We start from the raw sequence: 16128 nt of genomic DNA, 5'->3' as shown, positions 1-16128 counted from the left end.
GCATGGGTGGACAAACGATTAGAACATTAGTACAGCTATTAAAAGAAGGTAGTTTTGAAGAAAAGAATTATGCGGAAAATCACCCAGACACCAAAATATCACCACTATTTGAAGGCGGAAAATCATATGTTCATAGTGTTACAACATTAGCAACCCCTCACAACGGTACAACACTTGCGGATGGTAGTCTTCTGCTGCCGTTCGTTAAAGATTTACTCATTACAGCTGCGAGCTTTGGAGGAAACAATAATTTATCTTTATATGATTTTAAATTGGATCAATGGGGTATAAAGAAGATTGCTGGAGAGTCCTTTTTCCAATATAGTAATCGTATTCTAAATAGTTCACTTTGGAAAAATACAAAAGATATAAGTCAATGGGATTTAAGTACAGATGGTGCAAAGGAGTTAAATAATTGGGTAAAGACGCAACCGGATGTTTATTACTTATCTTATAGTGGACATGCATCACAAGCAGCACCTATTACAGGTTTACATTTGCCTCATATAACGATGAATAAAGTGTTGATGGGGAATGCATTTTTCTTAGGTTCTTATGCGAGATATGAAGAAAACCGTCCGTTAGTTGATACTTCTTGGTGGCAAAATGATGGTGTAGTAAATACCAATTCTATGATTGCACCAATTTCTAATGTTGCTGTAAATAATCATGAGTCATTACAGGTTGGAAAATGGAATCATATCGAAACGAAAGCGAATTGGGATCATCTCGACATGGTAGGATTAAGTGTTTCAGACTCGTTAGGTTTTTCTAGCATTCAAGAGTTTTATAGAACAATTGCTGAAAAGCTATCACGTTTACCGAAATAAGTAATAATAAAGCGCTCTCGATGGAATTCGAGAGCGCTTTATATTATATTGAAAGAGGGGTTTGGTAGAAAAATATGGGGGGATATTATGAAGATTCAAGTTGTATTATCAGGATACGGAACAGTAGGCAGAGAGTTTATAAAATTATTAAATGAAAAGTATTCATATATATATGAAACATATGGGATTCAATTAGTTGTAAGTGGCGTATTAGGAAGAAATATTGCAATACATAATGAAGACGGCTTATCTCTTCATCATTTATTGATGTATGGTGGCGGTACCGCTGCAATTGAAAAATATTTAGAGTATCATCCGAAGGAACGTGCAACAACTAGCATAAGTGGTACTGTATTGGTAGAATCAACAGTTACAAATCTTAAAGATGGAAATCCAGGGAAACAATATATGAAACAAGCGATTGAGAAACAGATGGATATAGTAGCAATTTCAAAAGGTGCACTCGTTACAAACTGGAGAGAAATAAATGAAGCAGCAAGAGGCGTAAATGTACGAATTCGATATAGCGGTGCAACAGCCGCTGCACTACCGACGCTAGATATCGGACAATTTAGTTTAGCCGGTTGCAGTATTGAAAAAATAGAAGGAATATTAAATGGAACAACTAATTATATTCTTACGAAAATGTATGAGGAAGATATGACATTTGAAGAAGCACTGAAAGAAGCGCAAAATAAAGGAATTGCTGAGACAAACCCTATATTAGATATAAGTGGTTCAGATAGTGCGTGTAAATTGTTACTTTTGACAAACAGCTTAATGGAAACAGAGAAAACACTTACTGATATACATATAAAAGGAATCGAGCACGTTACAAAACAGCAAATACAAAATGCTAAGGAACAACATAAAATTATTAAATTAATAGCATCAATATATAAGGATGAGGGTGGCAATGTGAATTTAAATGTTGAACCGTGCGAAATAGAAAAAGATCATCCGTTAGCAAAAGTAAATGGGACCGAAAAAGGAATTACGTTCTTTACAGATACGATGGGACAAGTTACTACAATTGGTGGGGCTTCTAATCCACGAGGCGCTGCAGCTGCAGCTTTAAAAGATGTAATTAACTTATATCGAAAAGACTTGTAAGACCGTACCGCCCTTTATAAAAAATACATATGTCGTGGACCTTTTGTGAATGAAATAAATATGCAAAAATGATTGCAGGGGGTAAGGAATTGTTTAAGGATTTTAAAGTTGTTAAAGATCGTCCCGTTTATATTCAATTGAAAGATTATTTGAAGAAGATGATTATGAAAGGGCACTTGCTCGGGAATCAAAAAATCCCATCAACAAGGGAACTAAGTGAATTACTAAGTGTGAGTAGAAACACTGTACTTGCTGCTTATGCAGATTTAGAGCAAGAAGGACTCATTTATGCAGTTAAAGGAAAAGGGAACTTTGTTGCGAAGGTAGATATATCTAACACTTCGTCTGTTGAAATAGATTGGAAAAATAAACTTAATACAGTGACCGCATTAGCGGATGAATTAGATTTAATGAAACATGGTGTTCGTTGGGAAAAGGGAATGATTGTTTTTAATAGTATAGCCCCGGATGAGAAGCTATTTGATGTTGAAAACTTCAAAAGAGCTTTTCTTACTCGTATGTCCATTGAAGGGGACATCGTATTGAACTACGGATATGCAAAGGGATATAAACCGTTAATGAATTATTTACTTCATTACATGGAAATGAAAGGTGTAGACATTTCGAATAAAGATATTCTAATTACAAATGGATTTACAGAAGGATTGGATATTGTACTTTCTTCTTTATCAAAAAAATCCGGTCGTGTCATTTGTGAGAATCCAACTCACCACGCTGCACTAAAGCTGTTCCGTTTACATGGACTTGAAGTTCATGGGATTGATATGAATGAGGATGGTATTGATACGAATGAAGTTGAAAAAAGCTTACGTGAAAAAGATTTTGATTTTGCTTATTTAATTCCTTCTTATCATAATCCAACCGGTATTGTTACGAGTTCAGAGAAAAGAACGGAATTGATGAGGTTATTCTCGAAATATAAGGTTCCTATTATAGAGGACGGATTTAATGAAGAATTACGTTATTCAGGTTCACATTTAGCTCCCTTATTAACTTTTGCTGGAGCTGGCAATAATGTGATTTATATTAGTAGCTTTTCAAAGGTACTTTTCCCTGGTTTACGTGTAGGTTGGATTATTGCAGATAAAGAGCTGATTCATTATTTAGAAAGCGTAAAAAGAGCAAGAACAATCCACACATCTACGTTAGATCAAGCGGTTCTATTTCAATATTTACATGAGGGATATTTTGAGAAATATTTAAAAAAGGCAAGATCGGTTTATAAGAAAAAATATGAGTTAGCTGTCGGCGCGTGTAATCAGTTCATTCCTTTCAAAAGAATGACTGGAGATGGTGGACTTCATTTATTTATAGAGCTAGAAGAGCATATGAATGCCCGCACACTTTTACAAAAGTGTTATGAGAAAGGCGTTACGTTTTCACCTGGAGATGTTTTTTACTCTGATGGAGAAGGGGCGAACACTTTCCGATTAGGGTTTTCGCGCTTGAAAGAAGAAGAAATAGTTCGGGGAATTAAAATAATTGGTGATACATTAAAAAATGAAATTTGGAGTTGAGAAAATGAAAATCGGTGTTATTATGGGCGGGGTATCGTCTGAAAAACAAGTTTCAATTATGACAGGGAATGAAATGATTGCTCATTTAGATAAAAATAAGTATGAAATAGTCCCAATTACATTAAATGAAAAAATGGATTTAATTGAAAAAGCGAAAGACATTGACTTTGCGTTGCTCGCATTACACGGGAAATATGGAGAAGATGGGACAGTTCAAGGAACACTGGAGAGTTTAGGGATTCCTTATAGCGGAAGTAATATGTTATCTAGTAGTATATGTATGGATAAGAATATTTCGAAAAAGATTTTACGTTATGAAGGTGTAGAAACACCAGATTGGATTGAACTTACAAAAATGGAGGATCTAAAGCTTGATGAGTTAGATAAGTTAGGATTTCCATTAGTGGTAAAACCAAACTCTGGCGGATCGAGTGTCGGGGTGAAAATCGTTTACAATAAAAATGAATTGATCTCAATGCTAGAAACTGTATTTGAATGGGATTCTGAAGTAGTAATTGAGAAGTATATAAAAGGTGATGAAATTACATGTTCCATTCTGGATGGAAAACAGTTACCTATAGTTTCAATTCGACATGCAGCCGAGTTCTTTGACTACAATGCAAAATATGATGATACTAGTACAGTTGAGGAAGTTATCGAACTTCCAGCGGAAATTAATGAACGTGTAAATAAAGCGTCACTGGCTTGTTATAAAGCATTAAAATGTAGTGTTTATGCAAGAGTTGATATGATGGTGAAGGATGGAATTCCATATGTAATGGAAATTAATACATTACCAGGGATGACACAATCAAGTTTATTGCCAAAAAGTGCAGAAGCAGCGGGAATTAGTTATAGCAAACTATTAGATATGATTATTGAAACATCATTAAAAGTTAGAAAAGAAGAAGGGTTTTAAGGGGATTATATAACTAATTCTTTTGACAGTTTCACGAAGTATGCTATGATGAATACATTATAAAAACAAAATATTTATCCACTAGGGGGGCCTTTTATAGGCTGAGATCAAATGTGATTTTGAGACTCTTAGTACCTGATCTGGTTAATGCCAGCGTAGGGAAGTGGGAAAGACGTTGCTATTTAATGAGTAAATAAATACTGTCAATTTCACTTTCTTTACGCCTGTAAAGAAAGTTTTTTTATTTTACAGCTTTAATAATTGTGGATAAATACTTATATTTTATACATTATTGGAGGGATTTAAATGACTTTTTCACAATCATTACGTAAAGAAGTAGATTCAATTTGGGAAGCGAGTTTTAACCATCCTTTTGTAAAAAAACTTGGTGAAGGAACGTTAGATTTAGCTAGTTTTCGCTATTATGTGCTTCAAGATTCATATTATTTGAGTCATTTTGCTAGAGTACAAACTTTAGGAGCTGCAAAAGCTCTTGAATTAGAGACGACAGCTCGTATGGCACATCATGCTCAAAATACATATGAGGCCGAGTTATCTTTACATGAGAATTTTGCTAAAAAGCTAGGGATAACAAAAGAAGAAAAAGATAATTTTATTCCTGCGCCAACTGCATATGCGTATACTTCACATATGTATCGTGCTGCGTATGAAGGGCATTTAGGAGATATCATTGCAGCAATTTTACCTTGCTATTGGTTGTATTACGAAATTGGGGAACGTTTAAAAGAATGTCAGCCGGAAGAGCCAATTTATAACGAATGGATTTCTGCTTATGGATCTGATTGGTTCCGTACGCTAGTTGAAGAACAAATTACACGGTTAGATACTATTGCTGAAAAAGTAACAGAGGCAGACCGCAAGCGTATGAAACAGCATTTTATTATTAGCAGTCAATATGAATATTCATTTTGGGAAATGGCTTATACATTAGAAAAGTGGCCAGTGGATACAGACGTAAAAGACGTAATTGGATAAAGAATAGAAGTAATGTTAGAGATAGGTATGATCCATACCTATCTCTATATTTTTTCTTGTCAAATTTGCGTAAAGTCATTAGTGCTACGGATATGGTGAAATAGAATATCGATAATTTAGCTCATTTAATTGTCTACGCATTAACTGGATAAACTTCTGTCACATTTATTTTACAATTAAAGAACGTAAATGTTGGTGGTATGAAGTTAAATAAGAAAAGAAACCCGAGCTGTTAGCTGTAACGGAGTTGTTTTTTCTTTGCAGGAATTTCTAAGTTAACATGAAGTGCTGTTCATACAATATGCAAATTTGCATATTGTATTTTTTTGAGTTCTTTGTGTGTTAAAATCAAATATAGAGATATGGAAATATAAAGAAGCAAAAGCAGGAATATCCAATGAATTTTGAGAGGTGTTATATGTTTACAAATAAGAAATTAATTCGATTTGGTTTATCGTTGTTTGTATTTTTAGGGATAATTAATTTTACAATCAGCTATTTCCAAACATATCTTGAAACAGCAGCAGATATTAAATGGGTAATTCCAGAAATTTGGAAAACTATTTTACTAGATGTTCCTCAAGGTATACTTGTTCTTTTAGGCGCAATTGCATTATATGATTTCACAAAAGAGGCATCACAAAAAGACGCATCAATCTAAGTGTGTCTTTTTTCAATTAGAAATTTCATAGAGAGCTTTGCTGGAGAAATAGAATAAAAAGCCCTAATTAGGGCTTTTTTCTTTATAGGAATTTCTTAACCGTCATAGAAACCGGTTACTTAGAGGTGTTATAGCAAAGGCATTTACAGTACAAGAAAATCTAAGTGATATATGGAAATATATAGGATTTGTCCGCGTGATTATTGAGAAATTAATTGAGCTTAGTAAGTATGAAGATATGACGCTAGAATTTATATTTTATAATTTCTATTTATAAAAATGAGCCCATAGTAAAAATAGGTATATGAACAAGGTGCATCATCTAGTGATAAGTCATACTTTGTTGGTGTACGTATTGAACTTAGTTTATAGCGCTATTTCTACTTAGATGTAACGAACAGAAATATAGGGAAGCATCAATGAGGTTGTATTTTATAAACGGAGGTTATGAAAATGAATCAGTTTCAACAAGAAATACAAGCGTTAAGCCTTAATGATTACCGATCTGGAAATATTGTCTATTGGGACCAGCAAAATCAATATCCATATTACTATATTGAAGATGCTGCTCGTCGCTGTGGGGGTTGTGGTCGTTGTGGCGGATTCCGTTGTGGTGGATTCCGTTGTGGTGGATTCCGTTGTATTGGTTGCTTCGGTTGTTTTGGTTGCGGAGGTTGTGGCGGCTGTGGCGGTTGCTCTAACTGTTTTGATGGTTTTAGTGGTACTACTGATACTACTGGTACTATTATAACGTATGAATATTGATTGCATTTATCCTGCTATTTGCCGGGCAGTAAGACCCTAAAAAAATTCAGCGAGAGCAAAGAGAAGTTAGGTGGCCGGCTGCCCATAAAAGCCCGATGGATGAGGGCTAATTAAAGTTTCACCTTATCAATTAAAAAACATTAGTTTTATATATGTACGTGCCGACAAAGAATATAGTCATTATTAATGGATATATTCAATCATTCAAGTGAAAGAGTAACAATAAGATATATAGGTGTAATCAAGATGTGATGGATAAAGCAATGACTAGATTTAAAATCTAATCATTGTTTTTTTCTTATGGTTTTATAATTAAATATCTGTCTAGTTTGGGCATTGCTTCCTTCTAGCTAATGATTTTATTACAACCGTGTAAGGTTAATGTAATGTTAATCGATAGTAAAATAAGTTGCTTGAGTGTATTTTAAATAAGATTAAAAAGTACTGTTTATCTATAAAATAATTGGGTAAATAATATGTAATTAGGAAGTGTATGAATATGGTTGAACTAAAATCTATTTTCCATTCGTATAAAGTAAAGAGAAAAATAGCTAAAGATTTATACGGAAAAAGAGATGAATTGACACTGTTATTAAATGAATTTAATAATATGAAATGTACAGTAACATCTGAAAAGAAGAAAAATAATATATTATCTCGTTTGCAACTAATTTATCAAAATATAAAATTAGATAAGCAGTATCCTCTATCAGTTTCTTTTGATAGTAAATTATTGGAGCGATTAGAAAAAGAATCTCTACATACTATTGAGGATGGTGTAACATGTCTACATTTAATGTTAGATATGAATTATGAAAAAATAAAACAATATGGGTCGAGTACAAGTAGTTCATTCGTTCCATTATCGCAGTCTTCTATTTGTCTTGCTGATTGTATTTGTTTAACAGGATTTATAGTAGGTTTACTAGGAGTAATTTCATTTGGAGGGTTCATGTTATCTATATGTTCAACTACATAACGCTTGATATTTGTAAAAAGAGCACCGATTTAAGGTGTTCTTTTTTGGTTTTTCTGTAAAGTTATTGTAAATGATAAGTACAATATATTATATATATTATATAATTTAAATGTATTAAATTACGAATACTAAGAGGTGTTGTAGATAATAATTACTTTTAATTTTTAAAAGAGTCGGTTTGATAATGTTTTATGTAGATAGTTTTTACTTTTCTTTTAAATACTTTGTTTAAATGGATTAGATTAAGTAACTTTTGTTCTAGCTTTTTGATAATCAAGACAACTGAAGAAAGGAAAGAATCATTTTATGAAAAAATTAAGGTTGTTAACATTTGAAAATATAGTAGAACCTCTTTTAAATGAAAAGGTATCATTTATATACTTTCCTATTGAATGGCTGGACATCGTAGAGATACATTATAAGACGTTTTTATTAACGAGTAAGTTGAAACGTTTGAATGAAAGACTGTATGATATGTTTTCTGATATATTGTTTATTCAGCATAATCCGTACGTATTAAATGAAAATACACCATGGATTGTATCAAAAGAACCTATTAAACAAGAGCAGCTCAATTATATTTTTCAAAGTTGGTATGAGATTATTCATGATTGGAAACCAAATAAATTAGTAGAGCCACCAAAATATGAATGGCAATCCGATTTGATTTCTAATTTGCCAGTACTACATGATAATGAAACGTATTCTAAGTGGGTGCCCGCTTTAATCTCACATATTTTTTGTGAGCGTCCTATATATTTAGAAAATACAAATGCAGAAGAAATCTATTTTTCTCCTCTTAGATCACAAAATATTTGTGAGGCGATGTCAGGGCCAATAAAAGATGAAAAAACACAAGATTTTTTCTCCTATGTATATCGATTCGAATGCATAACCCGTGGTGGTGAGAACGCTCCATTATTAAATATTTCAATAGGGATTCGGAGATTTTATCAAGAATATAAGATGATAGGTCAAACAAACCTTGATATGACAACGTTTGTTTGACTTTTTTTGATAAAATGCAAACATTTTGCAAACATAGGTTATCCAAAGATACTTTTACCGAAGTTTTTAACTGCTTCTTCCTGCATATTCGGTAAAACATGAGAATAGACACTTAATGTCATTGAAATATCTGTATGACCTAATCGCTCACTGATGATTTTAGGGTTAACTCCTTGTTTCAATAGTAGAGTTGCGTGTGTATGTCTTAAATCATGGAATTTAATTTCTTTTATACCTACTTTGTTTGTCATCCTAATGAAACTTTTTCTGAAATGTGCTCTTTTTATTATTCTTCCAAACTCATTACAATTTATTAAATCTTGATCTAGATAAGCAGAACCAAACTTTAATTTCTCTTTATTGATTAAAATTTTATGTTTTTTTAAGGCTGCTATTGTTTCATTAGGTACAGGAATTGTGCGTTTTGATGAATTTGTTTTTGCAGTTTTTTTGATTTTATTGTCATGACCAGATGTTTGATTTATTGTAACGGTATGTTTTTCAAAATCAATGTCCTGCCATCGTAACCCTAGAACTTCTCCCAGACGCATACCTGTAGTTATTGCAAGTAGATACCCAATGTGATATCGTGATTCTTGTGAACGAGCCAAAAACTTTTTTACTTCTTCCTCTGTCCAAGTCTGGATAGGGGTTTTTTCTTTTTTAGGTATCTCAGCAAAATCTGCTGGATTTCGAGAAATAATATTTTGTTTTACAGCTAGGTTTAAAGCGCTCTTTAAAATTCTATGCATAAGCAGAATAGAATTGTTTGCAATCCCTTTATCTATCGCAGTCTTATAGCATTTTTGAATGTGCATAACATTTAATTTATGGAGCGCGACCATTCCTATACTAGGTATAACATGTTGGTTGATAAATGCCCTATAGCCAGCAAAGGTACTCTTTTCTATGCTCATACTTTTAATTTCTAGCCAATGATTTAGGTAATCTTTTAGCGTAACTTTAGATGGCTCTATAAAAGTTCCTTCATTCAATTCTGTAATCTTCTTTGCTACATCGGCCTGTGCTTCTTTTTTTGTCTTATATCCAGAAAACCACTTCTGTCTTCTTCTTCCTGTCTCTGGATCAGGACCGATATCAATAACGATGCAATATTTATTTCCTCTTTTTCGAATATGTCCTTTCACTTAAAACACTCCTTCATTTATTTTGAATCATGTTGTATAAGTCTAGTTGTAATTTTACTGCTATGAAAATTACATGGTTGGACATATCAGCGATGGATATATTCTATCATAAATTTATACAATTCAAATGAATATAAAAATAGGATAATATATTTATTTTTTTGTAAAAATCTCCAAAAAAATCATAATCGTAAGTATAATGAAATATATGGAAGGTGTTTAGGTGTCGGTTGTTATATTTGTGTGTAACAATTAATAGATGTCAATTACCTTGTTAGTTTATATTACAGGAGTGAGAAATTTGGCTAAAAAGAAAAGCAGTAAAAGAGTAAGTTTTTCAGCGTACCAAATTGATTTACAATACATACAAAAATCAAATAGTGGAAAAGCAGACACTATTAAAGACACTTGGGATGCGAATTTTTTTGGGAAACTATTACGAGAAATTTATGCCAGAGATAATTCTGCAAAAAAATTTGTGGTTTCTGATGAATGGTTTATGCTATTAAGCGATTTACAAGAAGATGAACATACTATTTATGGGAATTTCAAGTGTGCTGAATATGGACGAGTTGCTGATTTAATTCATGCAGACACATTAAAAAGTAGAACAAACCCAAGACAAATGCGTGAAGGAGAGGAAGATCATGTTCATTTTATGATTAGAAAAAAGGACGGCTTTGTGCTTTTGCAGTATAATATAAAGCTAAATCGTTCTAAGTTACAAGATTATTTAGATAAACATGGAAAAAACACTTTAATAAATTCATCGTATTGTAGTTTTAATATTTGTTCATTGTTAAGTGTAGATTTTATAGAGGATTTAAAAAAGTTAGATAAGATTAAATCTACAAAAATTGAAATCACTTCAAAAGTCGATACTGGAGAGAATGAGTTTATACGTGAGATGCAAGGAGAAATGGAAGAGTTAGAAGCTACACATGTTTCTTTAGAGTTTAAAGCAAAACGGGTTAAAGAGGGACTACAATCTATTGTGCCATATATTAATAAATTCCGCGGGCAGAGAGGAGTTACATCTATAAAAGTAATTGGGGAACATAAAGGGGCAGAAAAGAGTATAAATATTGATAAATCACATGAAATTTATAGACCAGATGTTAAAGTGGATAAGAATAATAACCCCAGTAGCGAGGATCTATATGACAAAATAGCAAGTATAATAAAAGGGCGTGACTCGTTAAAAAGGAGCGAATGATTAAATGGTTAAAGCAAAAGCTTTTTTTAAAGCGAATAAATTTTTATTCGATTCTTTTCGGAATTACATTAAGTTTTCTACAAAATCTGAAAAAGCTTTTGATATTTATTTTGCAATTATTATTAGCTTGTTCTTTGTATTCACAGCAGCATATTTTACCGATATGAAGGTTAAAGAATTTATGGTAAACTTTCAATCTTTAAATAGTATAGTTATTACTGCCATATCTATTTTAGCGGGTTTTAACATGGCCAGTATAGCAGTGATATCAAGTTCACAGTCAGATATGATTAATAAGCTTAAAACAACTTTTAGCGAAATTGACTCAAGCGTTTCTAAATTCGCAGTGTTAGTTATATTTTTTACATGGGCAATAACTATACAATTGACTGTTGTATTGATGGGGATAATATTGCATTTTTGCAGTCAATTTTTAGTACAGCCATTTTTGTTGAAATTGACGGTTCCAATTTGGTTGTGGATCATTTTATTTATGTGGATGTTTATATTTATGCACTCAATTTTTATTTCAATTAGAAATGTAAAAATGTTATTTTTCTTTGTCAGTAAAGGATTGCAAAATCAATAAAAGAGCCAAATGGCTCTTTTATTTTTTCATGTATACAGCATTGAAATCGTTTTACAGGCAACTACCACAGTACACACTGTCGTAATTACACTAGCCAACGTTTTTGGAGCATGGATTTTTAATAATAAGATATAAACTAATTCAAAAGTAACTCCGATAACAAGGAACATAATAGCTGTTTGTATAGCTAATTGATTCATAGGTGATTGTATAGAACTAAAGTTAACCTGATTCATTTAGTGTACTCCTTATTTTTATATTTTAACATAAAAATATTGTGTTTTAAAAATGAAGTATTGCCGTTTTCCAATATAAAAGAATACTGTGTTATATTAATTACTAAACTTTCTCAATAATTTTCAGATTATCACATGACTAAAAGTTTAAATTTTTGTGATATTATGAAAATAAATAAAAAACGGACATAAAAAAGACCCATGACTGTGTAAGTGGTGCTGCAACACCCCTACACCGTCTCCCTAACCACAGTAGGGAAAACAACTGTCATAAGTCTTCGTACATTAGTATAACACACAACTTAGATATAATGACACGTTTCTCTGTAAATGTAAAAACTAGGGGGGACGTGTCTTTTGTCCATAAGGAGGACAAAAATTGTGCAAGTTTTATTGGATTTTAACGATATGCAAGAAAGTCTAAAATCATCCGGTTATACAAATAGGAAGTTAGCGATGCGTTTTAAAGTAACGCACACAACTGTAAATAGTTATTTTAATAAAAAGGGTAAATTTGATTTTATGCACTTTGTGGATGCACTTAGGTTATATAAGCCTAAAGATATTAAGTTTAGAAGAAACTGTATCAAAGAGTGTATACCAACACTTTCACACAAAAATTTAAAATTGGCATTAGAAGTGTTAGATATGTTTGGAGAATATGAACTTCAAGATATGATTATGCAACAGATAAATAAATTTAAGAGCAACCAAACAGAAAACGAAAAAGAAAAGAAAAAAAGTATTTCGAAAACAGTGCGAATAAACTTAAACTTGGTTCCTTTATACCAAACATTGCGAGAAAGGAGTGAAAATACGATTACACCTAAGGTGTTCTTTGAGAAAGTTGATAAAATGAGAAAAAATCAAAAATATATTGATAATGAACTTGTAATAATATTGATTCTAAACACAATATATTCTTTTTTTGATTTAGGTAATTACAAGATGGTGAATGAATATATTCAACAATTATTACCTGATATTACAAAAATTAAATGTCGCTCTTTAAGAGAGTCATTTTTGTTAAGAATAAAAGAAATGGAAATTTTTGTTTACCTTCATGAAAATAAGTTGAGAGAATCTCGTCAACAATGTTTTGATATAATAAACGACGAGACAAATTGTTATGTCAGTACTAAGGCGGTAGCGTATTGTAAAATTGGAGAGACTTATGTTTTCTCAGATTATCAGAAAGCTAAAGAGTACATGGAAAAGTCACTAAAAGTTATTGGTGATCCACCTAATAAGAAACTAGAAATAAGGAGAGAAAAAGTACTTAATACACTTTTGTTTTTAAGAATATATCATAATAGAGATTTACATGCTATTAACTTTAATGATTTAGATGAAGCCGAGAGAGCTTTTTTACATGTAAGGTTAGGTGAGAATGAAAAAGCAATTAAAATTTTACAGAACTTAAAAAATAACAACGGGTATCTTAGTAGTTTTCAATTGTACTATATGGGGCTCGCAGTTGGAGGCAAAGAAGGGAAAAAATACTTAGAACTATCCCTTGAAAGTTTTTCTAAATCAGGCGATTTCTTCTATGTATTTCTACCAAAAGAAGCATTGGAATGTTATAATTAAACCATACATAAAAGGTGGTGAAGCACTTGAAAAATAAGTTTGTAAAAGTAGTGTTATCTATTGTAGCTGTAGCTTGTCTTTCTATCACAGCTTTTCAAGTGACAGAAAAAAATAAAGTACAAAGCGCTAAAGAACAAAAAACAATTCTATACATGATTGATCCAGGTCCCGGGGGTGGATAATTATATAAATACAAGAAATGACACTATCTAATAGATAGTGTCATTTCTGCTTTAAAGGGAATGGAAACATTTTGACTGGAACGACAAAAACTTTCCACTTTTAGAAAGTGAACGTATAAATAACAGGATGCAAGGGGGAACTAGTAGTGACAAAAGAAGAAATTGTAATGCTATTCTTAGATACAGTAAAAGAATTCGCTCCTGAAAAATTAGAGGAATATATTGCAGAGATTAAAAAAAATAGCCTATCCTAATTCGAGAGGCTATTTTTCCGTTTTCTTATGATGCTTATTCAGGGCTTGAGCGATAGCTAACATTTGGTCTAATGCCATATCTTCTTTATCTTTTGGAAGAGGTTCTAGCCATGCCATAATTTCTTTGAATTTCTCGTATTTATTATCATCCTGGTTTGCTTCGGTATTTTCTCCATATAAATAGTTCACAGGAACGGCAAATCTTTGCGCTATTTTTTCTATTGTCTCACGACTCGGGAAGGCTTTTCCATTTTCGAATTTTGAAACGGTACCCTTAGTAAGATCTACTTCTTTACCAAATTGTTCTTGGTTCATTTTATTTTTTAAACGAATTTGTTTTATTCTATCTTTCATATCCATAAAAAAACTCCCCTTAGTAAGACTTTTCGATACTCCTAAATCCTATTAAGTTTATTATAAAGTTTCCTGACAAGAAACGTAAAGAACAAAAAAGTTTCCTATTCTGAAATTTTTTATAAAAAACACTTGAAGTTTCATACAATGAAACATATAATAGGCTTGTAAGCATCAGAAGGGAGTGATCAGATGCAAACCGATACACCTAAAACAGAACTTCAAAAAGCATTTGAAGAATCTGGACTTAAATATCATGAACTAGCTAAAAAAGTAGGGATATCGAAGTCATACTGCTATAAAATAATTAATTGGAATTTGAGGGTTTACTATGATGTAGCAGTTAATATATCTAAAGTATTGGGAAAGGAAACAACTATATTGTTTAAGGAACAAGAAAAAAATTTTAAGTAATAAGTTTCATTGTATGAAACTTATTTAAAAGGAGTGAAAGAAAATGGGTTTAGAACAATTTATTAAAGAATCTATTCGTGAAATTGTAAGAGAAGAAATCAGATCAGCAATAGCTGATCTACAACAACAATCACAACCAAATAAGGTTATGCGAGTGAAAGAAGCCGCAGCTTATCTCAACATTGCAGTTTGCAGAATGTATGAATTAGCAAATCACCCTAGGTTTCCAGTAATAAGAGAAGGGCGTAAACTACTTTTCCTGCAAAAGGATTTAGAGGCTTGGCTTGAAGCACAAAAGGAGGTGATTTAGTGGAAGATACAACATCGGTAATTATATTCGCAATGTTTATCGCATGTAGTGCATGGTTGCTTTACATTACTTACGAACCAATAAAACAATGGGCTTGGAGTGATGTAGAACAAAACAAAAAGACCCACGGCAATGGGTCCTTTTCAAAAAATAAGTTGTTCTAAGTATACCACGGAAAGTAGGGAAATAGTACATGGATTTAATTGAATATCAGGTGTTATTACCTAATAAGTTCAGGGACTTAGCAAAAAGCAAAGATGAATTAAAACAGTAAAGCAATATTTCAGTGTTTGTTATCCGCATTATAGAATTCAAAGAATTATCAAAAGCGGACAAGCATGTATTGCAATTTGCACTAGGAGGTTAAAAGATGGCGATATTTAGACAAGTACACACTTCATTTTGGAATGATGTGAAAGTGCAAGAAGATTTCACACCAGAAGATAAGTATTTTTTCTTATATTTATTAACAAATCCACAAACGAAACAAATTGGTGTGTATCAAATAACAAAAAAACAAATGGCTTTTGAAACAGGTTATTCACATGAAACTATAAAGGCATTGATGCAACGTTTCGAAGACTATCACAAGATAATAAAATACGATAATGAAACCAGAGAATTAGTCATTTTTAATTGGGGGAAATACAACCTGAAAAAAGCTGGAAAACCAGTTGAAGATTTAATAAAGAAAGAATTAAAAGAAGTGAAAAATATCTCTTTGTTGATTCCAATATGCAAACATATAGAGCAAAAGTCCATAAAAAGGCTAATTGAAACGTTTATTCACGACTCGTATAACGGCACGTTAACGAACCGTGGTACGAGTCGTGGACAAGAAGAAGAAAAAGAACAAGAAGAAGAAAAAGAAGAAAAAGAAGAAAAAGAAGAAAAAGAACAAGAAGTACCTTTAGTAGTAGAAAATCTCGCAATTGATTTTTATATGAAAAATTTCGGACATATCTCTCCATTCATGGGAGAAGAAATTAATCAATGGATAGATGAGCTTAATCAATCGTTAGTAGT

General features: G+C 32.0%; 20 protein-coding genes, 2 pseudogenes and 1 riboswitch. Of the genes and pseudogenes, 19 read left to right on the top strand and 3 right to left on the bottom strand.

Going from position 1 to position 16128, the window contains the following annotated elements:
* The 10 genes and pseudogenes from MR167_RS26815 to MR167_RS26770 all read left to right on the top strand — a co-directional run.
* Positions 1 to 830, top strand: an 830-nt coding sequence (locus tag MR167_RS26815) for a lipase-like domain-containing protein (RefSeq protein WP_242315924.1), incomplete at its 5' end; no start/stop codon positions are given.
* 87 nt (positions 831 to 917) lie between these two features.
* Positions 918 to 1943, top strand: a complete 1026-nt coding sequence (locus MR167_RS26810) for a homoserine dehydrogenase (protein ID WP_000701766.1) — start codon at positions 918 to 920, stop codon at positions 1941 to 1943.
* Between the two features lie 89 nt (positions 1944 to 2032).
* Entirely contained in the window at positions 2033 to 3481 is a 1449-nt protein-coding gene (gene pdxR / locus MR167_RS26805) for a MocR-like pyridoxine biosynthesis transcription factor PdxR (protein ID WP_000471637.1), read from the top strand.
* A 4-nt stretch (positions 3482 to 3485) separates the two neighbouring features.
* Complete coding sequence (locus MR167_RS26800) at positions 3486 to 4400, top strand: D-alanine--D-alanine ligase (protein ID WP_002082718.1); 915 nt, start codon at positions 3486 to 3488, stop codon at positions 4398 to 4400.
* Between the two features lie 73 nt (positions 4401 to 4473).
* Positions 4474 to 4579: riboswitch (TPP riboswitch) on the top strand.
* A gap of 127 nt (positions 4580 to 4706) precedes the next feature.
* Positions 4707 to 5396, top strand: a complete 690-nt coding sequence (gene tenA, locus MR167_RS26795) for a thiaminase II (RefSeq protein WP_000144509.1) — start codon at positions 4707 to 4709, stop codon at positions 5394 to 5396.
* A gap of 397 nt (positions 5397 to 5793) precedes the next feature.
* Complete coding sequence (locus MR167_RS26790; RefSeq protein WP_002082716.1) at positions 5794 to 6057, top strand: DUF3937 domain-containing protein; 264 nt, start codon at positions 5794 to 5796, stop codon at positions 6055 to 6057.
* Positions 6058 to 6504: 447 nt separating this feature from the next.
* Positions 6505 to 6822, top strand: coding sequence for a heterocycloanthracin/sonorensin family bacteriocin (locus MR167_RS26785; protein ID WP_481746711.1), 318 nt, complete (start codon positions 6505 to 6507; stop codon positions 6820 to 6822).
* A 152-nt stretch (positions 6823 to 6974) separates the two neighbouring features.
* Positions 6975 to 7106 (top strand): annotated as a pseudogene (locus MR167_RS26780) (site-specific integrase); the annotation flags it as partial.
* Positions 7107 to 7315: 209 nt separating this feature from the next.
* Positions 7316 to 7801 carry a homoserine dehydrogenase gene (locus tag MR167_RS26775; RefSeq protein WP_242315921.1) on the top strand — a complete coding sequence of 162 codons (486 nt, stop codon included), beginning with the start codon at positions 7316 to 7318 and terminating at the stop codon, positions 7799 to 7801.
* A 306-nt stretch (positions 7802 to 8107) separates the two neighbouring features.
* Positions 8108 to 8809 carry a pPIWI_RE module domain-containing protein gene (locus MR167_RS26770; RefSeq protein ID WP_000736198.1) on the top strand — a complete coding sequence of 234 codons (702 nt, stop codon included), beginning with the start codon at positions 8108 to 8110 and terminating at the stop codon, positions 8807 to 8809.
* A gap of 38 nt (positions 8810 to 8847) precedes the next feature.
* Here the strand turns inward: MR167_RS26770 and MR167_RS26765 are convergent, their stop codons facing one another.
* Positions 8848 to 9957: a site-specific integrase gene (locus tag MR167_RS26765; RefSeq protein ID WP_242315920.1), complete on the bottom strand. Its 1110-nt coding sequence runs from the start codon at positions 9955 to 9957 to the stop codon at positions 8848 to 8850.
* A gap of 301 nt (positions 9958 to 10258) precedes the next feature.
* Between MR167_RS26765 and MR167_RS26760 the strand changes: the two genes are divergently transcribed.
* Together MR167_RS26760 and MR167_RS26755 are read left to right on the top strand one after the other, a co-directional pair.
* Complete coding sequence (locus tag MR167_RS26760; RefSeq protein WP_242315919.1) at positions 10259 to 11173, top strand: hypothetical protein; 915 nt, start codon at positions 10259 to 10261, stop codon at positions 11171 to 11173.
* 4 nt (positions 11174 to 11177) lie between these two features.
* Entirely contained in the window at positions 11178 to 11762 is a 585-nt protein-coding gene (locus tag MR167_RS26755; RefSeq protein WP_242315918.1) for a hypothetical protein, read from the top strand.
* A 26-nt stretch (positions 11763 to 11788) separates the two neighbouring features.
* Here the strand turns inward: MR167_RS26755 and MR167_RS26750 are convergent, their stop codons facing one another.
* Positions 11789 to 11998 carry a hypothetical protein gene (locus tag MR167_RS26750; protein ID WP_242315917.1) on the bottom strand — a complete coding sequence of 70 codons (210 nt, stop codon included), beginning with the start codon at positions 11996 to 11998 and terminating at the stop codon, positions 11789 to 11791.
* 381 nt (positions 11999 to 12379) lie between these two features.
* Here MR167_RS26750 and MR167_RS26745 point away from each other — a divergent pair, with 381 nt between their 5' ends.
* Both MR167_RS26745 and MR167_RS26740 read left to right on the top strand, forming a co-directional pair.
* Positions 12380 to 13588 (top strand): AimR family lysis-lysogeny pheromone receptor, encoded by a 1209-nt coding sequence (locus MR167_RS26745; protein WP_242315916.1) that lies wholly within the window; start codon positions 12380 to 12382, stop codon positions 13586 to 13588.
* A 26-nt stretch (positions 13589 to 13614) separates the two neighbouring features.
* Positions 13615 to 13770, top strand: coding sequence for a hypothetical protein (locus MR167_RS26740; protein WP_242315926.1), 156 nt, complete (start codon positions 13615 to 13617; stop codon positions 13768 to 13770).
* 263 nt (positions 13771 to 14033) lie between these two features.
* Here the strand turns inward: MR167_RS26740 and MR167_RS26735 are convergent, their stop codons facing one another.
* Entirely contained in the window at positions 14034 to 14384 is a 351-nt protein-coding gene (locus MR167_RS26735; RefSeq protein WP_242315915.1) for a helix-turn-helix domain-containing protein, read from the bottom strand.
* A 186-nt stretch (positions 14385 to 14570) separates the two neighbouring features.
* On the opposite strand from MR167_RS26735, the gene MR167_RS26730 reads away from it, so the two are divergent.
* The 5 genes and pseudogenes from MR167_RS26730 to MR167_RS26710 all read left to right on the top strand — a co-directional run.
* Complete coding sequence (locus MR167_RS26730; protein WP_242315914.1) at positions 14571 to 14792, top strand: helix-turn-helix domain-containing protein; 222 nt, start codon at positions 14571 to 14573, stop codon at positions 14790 to 14792.
* 43 nt (positions 14793 to 14835) lie between these two features.
* On the top strand, positions 14836 to 15102 hold the full coding sequence (locus tag MR167_RS26725) for a helix-turn-helix domain-containing protein (protein ID WP_000522182.1): 267 nt from the start codon (positions 14836 to 14838) through the stop codon (positions 15100 to 15102).
* Entirely contained in the window at positions 15102 to 15266 is a 165-nt protein-coding gene (locus tag MR167_RS26720) for a hypothetical protein (RefSeq protein ID WP_242315912.1), read from the top strand. Before MR167_RS26725 ends, MR167_RS26720 begins: the two co-directional genes overlap by 1 nt.
* A 29-nt stretch (positions 15267 to 15295) precedes the next feature.
* Positions 15296 to 15486, top strand: a pseudogene (locus MR167_RS26715) (hypothetical protein).
* Positions 15473 to 16128: replication protein (locus MR167_RS26710; protein ID WP_242315909.1), on the top strand; the 656-nt coding region annotated here is incomplete at its 3' end. The pseudogene MR167_RS26715 and the gene MR167_RS26710, both read left to right, overlap by 14 nt.

It is taken from the genome of Bacillus cereus group sp. BfR-BA-01355 (assembly GCF_022663675.1).
In the GTDB taxonomy this organism is placed as follows: domain Bacteria; phylum Bacillota; class Bacilli; order Bacillales; family Bacillaceae_G; genus Bacillus_A; species Bacillus_A thuringiensis_S.
This window is presented reverse-complemented; position numbering and strand designations above follow the sequence as displayed.

Excerpts from the sequence above, each read along its gene's own strand:
- MR167_RS26810 (WP_000701766.1), top strand. The coding sequence starts at position 918 with ATGAAGATTCAAGTTGTATTATCAGGATACGGAACAGTAGGCAGAGAG.
- MR167_RS26800 (WP_002082718.1), top strand. The coding sequence starts at position 3,486 with ATGAAAATCGGTGTTATTATGGGCGGGGTATCGTCTGAAAAACAAGTT.
- tenA (WP_000144509.1), top strand. The coding sequence starts at position 4,707 with ATGACTTTTTCACAATCATTACGTAAAGAAGTAGATTCAATTTGGGAA.
- MR167_RS26790 (WP_002082716.1), top strand. The coding sequence starts at position 5,794 with ATGAATTTTGAGAGGTGTTATATGTTTACAAATAAGAAATTAATTCGA.
- MR167_RS26785 (WP_481746711.1), top strand. The coding sequence starts at position 6,505 with ATGAAAATGAATCAGTTTCAACAAGAAATACAAGCGTTAAGCCTTAAT.
- MR167_RS26775 (WP_242315921.1), top strand. The coding sequence starts at position 7,316 with ATGAATATGGTTGAACTAAAATCTATTTTCCATTCGTATAAAGTAAAG.
- MR167_RS26770 (WP_000736198.1), top strand. The coding sequence starts at position 8,108 with ATGAAAAAATTAAGGTTGTTAACATTTGAAAATATAGTAGAACCTCTT.
- MR167_RS26755 (WP_242315918.1), top strand. The coding sequence starts at position 11,178 with ATGGTTAAAGCAAAAGCTTTTTTTAAAGCGAATAAATTTTTATTCGAT.
- MR167_RS26750 (WP_242315917.1), bottom strand. The coding sequence starts at position 11,998 with ATGAATCAGGTTAACTTTAGTTCTATACAATCACCTATGAATCAATTA.
- MR167_RS26735 (WP_242315915.1), bottom strand. The coding sequence starts at position 14,384 with ATGGATATGAAAGATAGAATAAAACAAATTCGTTTAAAAAATAAAATG.
- MR167_RS26730 (WP_242315914.1), top strand. The coding sequence starts at position 14,571 with ATGCAAACCGATACACCTAAAACAGAACTTCAAAAAGCATTTGAAGAA.
- MR167_RS26725 (WP_000522182.1), top strand. The coding sequence starts at position 14,836 with ATGGGTTTAGAACAATTTATTAAAGAATCTATTCGTGAAATTGTAAGA.